A 2,205-nucleotide genomic window follows, 5' to 3' on the forward strand; every position below is an offset into this window, starting at 1 on the left:
AATAGGCTTCGACGACTTCGCGTTTCTTGGACGTGCTGTGACGACGGTGCTTCTTGGTCATGCGGTTCTCCTTATCAGAACCGCGCCCCGGTCAAAATCTTCAGCTCAAGCTGTCCAGCCCAAGGGGCGCACTCCAAATCACACACCGTGCTTCTTCGCAATTTTCTCTATGACATCCTCGATCTGACGAAGAATGGTGCGCTCTAGGCGCGTTGATGTGGCTGCCTGAACATTGTCACTAGGAGCGTACGTCAAGGTGGATTCTAAGCGAGATATGATTTCAGCGTTCATACTCCGGCCGTTCTTGTCGCCTTCGGCTTTGATCCGGTCGCGCATTCCTTCGGGAAGGCGGAGCATGAACTTATCGCTTTCTCGGCCAGTTGCGCCTGCCACAGAATCACCTCACCATTTCATGTCACGGTGACATGATATTTCGCTTGACCGCAATAGCGTCACGGTGACATATAGTATCACGGTGACTGATGAGGACGCTATGACAAACCGGAAGCCCGTGCAGCTACGCCTGCCGACTGATCTAAAGGCGTGGATCGCAGATCAAGCTGCTAAAAACGGCTCCAGCCAGAACAGCGAAGTTATCCGCGCCGTCCGCGAACGGATGGAGCGTCAACAGGCCGGCTCGGCCTAATCAACGGAGAATGATGATGACGATTGAGCAACGCGCTCGCGCGAACGATACCGGCTTGTCTGGCTTCACCCGCCGCAGTCTTTTGGCAGCTGCGCCCGCTTCTCTGGCCTACGTCGCCCTTCCTGGTGCAGCTGTAGCAGCAGCTGGCGTGCCATCGCCAGTCTTTTGGCAGCTGCGCCCGCTTCTCTGGCCTACGTCGCCCTTCCTGGTGCAGCTGTAGCAGCAGCTGGCGTGCCATCGCCGATGGCGGTGATGTTCGCACAATGGAAAGAACAATCTGGTTGGCTGAACAGGCCAGAAGTCACCAGCCTGCCGGAAGCTGAGTTTGATGCTCTAGTTGATGCTCGGATCGATCTGGAAAACCGGATGATGGCAGAGCCTCCGCAGGATGCGACAGATGCTCTGATGATGATCGCGGCTTACTCCGAGTTCGGCGCTGGAGATGTCCCTTGCCGGGCAAACCTGCCGAAGTTGTGGGACCAAGTGCGAGCAGCTCTCGGGGAAGGGGGTGCGGCATGAAAGACTGGACCCACGCCCACAACGATACGGACGCCCATATCGCTCGGATGGCGGGCTTCACAGCCGTGCTGCGTGAAATCACGTGGGACATGCCAGCCCTCAACAACCCCGATCCGATGGCCTCTGGCGTCCTGGCGATGATCCGTGCGCTGGACGAAGACATGCGCAAGCTGCAGGACATGCGAACGGAGGAATGGCAGCTGCGGCATCAAGCACACGTGGCTTGAAGTAGACGCATCTAGCCGCATCCAAGCGCATTCTTTAAGGTGGGTAGAATGACAGGTCAGACACGGATGCTCCACGAAACAAGAGCAAAACCAATGCCTTACACAAATAAATGGCGGAGCAGGTGGGATTCGAACCCACGGAACCCTTGCAGGCTCGGCCGCTTTCAAGGCGGCAGCAATCGACCACTCTGCCACTGCTCCCAAGCCGTTTCCCTATCCGCAACTTCAGGATTTGCCAAGTCTTCAATCGATGTCGAACCGTCTTGCTTTGAAAGAACTACTAACGGTGGCCACATTCCTCGGCTCAGGCTCCATCCTTATCTGACGCATTGGCATTAGGTGTTCAGTCCCGGCTTCCAGAGCCTTGTGGTACGGTCGGGTCGGTTCGAACACGACCATGACCGATTGTCGGCTTTTCAGCCATTTGAGGAGAGACTTTCGTCCCTTGTCGGTATTCTGGAACCGCCCACTTCCGCCGCCGGGGTAACTGTAAACGTCGAAGTGCAGATTGGAGATATCGTCTCTGACGTTGCCCCCTCCGCCTAGTCCAGTTTGAGATAGACTCTGGCCCAACCGATAGGACCAGAGATGAAGCGCAGCAGGTTCACTGAAGATCAGATCATCGGCATTCTGAAGGAGCACGAGGCTGGGGTTTCCGTCGCTGATCTGTGCCGCAGGCACGGCGTCAGCGATGCGACGGTCTGCAAATGGAAAGCCAAATATGGCGGTATGGATGTCAGCGAGGCCAAGCGCCTCAAAGGGCTTGAGGACGAGAACGCCCGTCTGAAGCGGCTGCTGGCCGATGCGATGCTC

General features: G+C 56.8%; 6 protein-coding genes and 1 tRNA gene. 5 read left to right on the top strand and 2 right to left on the bottom strand.

Annotated features, from left to right (window positions below; translation table 11 throughout):
* A partial coding sequence (locus tag OC184_RS19975; protein ID WP_265508928.1) for a hypothetical protein occupies positions 1 to 187 on the top strand: 187 nt, incomplete at its 5' end.
* Here OC184_RS19975 and OC184_RS20655 read toward each other — a convergent pair.
* A complete protein-coding gene (locus tag OC184_RS20655; RefSeq protein WP_378926913.1) occupies positions 139 to 393 on the bottom strand; it encodes an Arc family DNA-binding protein in 255 nt (84 codons plus the stop codon). The two genes, OC184_RS19975 and OC184_RS20655, sit on opposite strands and share 49 nt — an antisense overlap.
* Positions 394 to 493: 100 nt before the next feature.
* On the opposite strand from OC184_RS20655, the gene OC184_RS19980 reads away from it, so the two are divergent.
* The 3 genes from OC184_RS19980 (at position 494) to OC184_RS19990 (ending at position 1,392) form a co-directional block, all read left to right on the top strand.
* Complete coding sequence (locus OC184_RS19980) at positions 494 to 646, top strand: Arc family DNA-binding protein (RefSeq protein WP_265508929.1); 153 nt, start codon at positions 494 to 496, stop codon at positions 644 to 646.
* A gap of 231 nt (positions 647 to 877) precedes the next feature.
* Positions 878 to 1,165 (top strand): hypothetical protein, encoded by a 288-nt coding sequence (locus OC184_RS19985; protein WP_265508930.1) that lies wholly within the window; start codon positions 878 to 880, stop codon positions 1,163 to 1,165.
* Complete coding sequence (locus tag OC184_RS19990) at positions 1,162 to 1,392, top strand: hypothetical protein (protein WP_265508931.1); 231 nt, start codon at positions 1,162 to 1,164, stop codon at positions 1,390 to 1,392. The genes OC184_RS19985 and OC184_RS19990 overlap by 4 nt, the downstream gene beginning before the upstream one ends.
* Positions 1,393 to 1,503: 111 nt before the next feature.
* Here OC184_RS19990 and OC184_RS19995 read toward each other — a convergent pair.
* Positions 1,504 to 1,593, bottom strand: a tRNA-Ser gene (locus tag OC184_RS19995).
* 387 nt (positions 1,594 to 1,980) lie between these two features.
* Between OC184_RS19995 and OC184_RS20000 the strand changes: the two genes are divergently transcribed.
* A partial coding sequence (locus tag OC184_RS20000; protein WP_265508932.1) for a transposase occupies positions 1,981 to 2,205 on the top strand: 225 nt, incomplete at its 3' end.

The sequence above is a fragment of the Paracoccus rhizosphaerae genome, assembly GCF_026162645.1.
GTDB lineage: Bacteria > Pseudomonadota > Alphaproteobacteria > Rhodobacterales > Rhodobacteraceae > Paracoccus > Paracoccus rhizosphaerae.

Bases quoted from the DNA above. Each gene is read 5' to 3' on its own strand.
- OC184_RS19980 (WP_265508929.1), top strand. From the start codon at position 494: ATGACAAACCGGAAGCCCGTGCAGCTACGCCTGCCGACTGATCTAAAG.
- OC184_RS19990 (WP_265508931.1), top strand. From the start codon at position 1,162: ATGAAAGACTGGACCCACGCCCACAACGATACGGACGCCCATATCGCT.